Origin of the sequence: Bradyrhizobium sp. CSS354, from assembly GCF_029051725.1 — a bacterium.
Taxonomy (GTDB): domain Bacteria; phylum Pseudomonadota; class Alphaproteobacteria; order Rhizobiales; family Xanthobacteraceae; genus Bradyrhizobium.
Window position 1 is genome coordinate 1 of the sequence record NZ_JAACFU010000071.1, and the last position, 1,159, is coordinate 1,159.

Consider the following 1,159-nt stretch of genomic DNA (forward strand, 5'->3'; position numbering starts at 1 on the left):
GTCAACGAGACTGGTCAAGTAATCTTCGAAGGAAAAGCCAAGTCTAATCCTGGTGCCTTGACTGACCTGCTTAGCAAATATGCGCCTCATGCCGAGCGTATCGGCTTCGAGACCGGCGCGATGGCGAGTTGGCTATGGCATGAACTCCGCAGGGTTGAGCTTCCGGTGGTCTGCATCGACGCTCGGCATGCGCACGCAGCTTTGTCGGTCCGAATGAACAAGAGCGATCAGAATGATGCGCGAGGGCTTGCCGAACTGGTGCGGGTTGGATGGTATCGAGAGGTAAAAGTCAAAAGTGAGGAAAGCCAGAAGATCCGAGCGATCCTTGTCGCCAGATCTCGGCTAGTGTCCATGCGCCGAGACATCGAGAACCAAGTTCGCAGCTTGATCAAGGAATGTGGATTGCTGTTCCCTCGCGCGATCGGCCAACAATTCCGCAACCAGGTCAGCGAACTCTTGGGCGTCGATCATTTGCTTCTCAGCGTGATATCGCCGCTGCTCGCGATCCATGAGAACGTTTGTCAACAACAAGGTAAGTTCGACAACGAGGTTCGCCGGTTGGCAAAGCTGGACGACACGACGCGTCGCCTGATGACGGTCCCGGGGGTCGGTGTCGTGACGGCCCTAACGTTCCGCCACACGATCGATGACCCCTCGCGCTTCCGATCGGCTTCGACGGTCGGCGCCTACCTAGGCCTTACGCCGAGGCGCAGCCAATCCGGCGAAACCGACACCACGGAAAGATATCTCGATGGGGCGACCGCTTCTCCGAACTTACTTGTTCGAGGCCGCCACTGTCCTTCTTTATCGAACCAAAAAGTGGTCTTCTCTAAAGGCCTGGGGCATGAAGCTCGCCAAGCGAATCGGCATGAAGAAGGCAAAGGTCGCCATCGCCCGAAAGATCGCCGTGATTCTCCACTGCATCTGGGTCGATGGCACATCGTTCGACTGGGGCCAGCCGAAGCCCATCTAATATTTGCTCGCAAGTTCCTGGTCCGGTCCGCCGGACTGGCGATGTCCCGCTGGGACGGTGGTCGTGGTGACCTCGGTCAATCGGCTGGTGGCGGTTCGCCCGCACTCCGCTGCAAACGTTGAGGCGCCCGATCCGGACATCATCATGAGGCGCTCGCGACCTCGGAAAGGACCATGACCCCAGCTA

Annotated in this window: 1 protein-coding gene; it reads left to right on the forward strand. The window is 58.2% G+C overall.

The window, feature by feature from the left end; translation table 11 throughout:
• A partial coding sequence (locus GWG67_RS38675; RefSeq protein ID WP_275174888.1) for an IS110 family transposase occupies positions 1-1,095 on the forward strand: 1,095 nt, incomplete at its 5' end.
• Positions 1,096-1,159 lie beyond the last annotated feature (64 nt).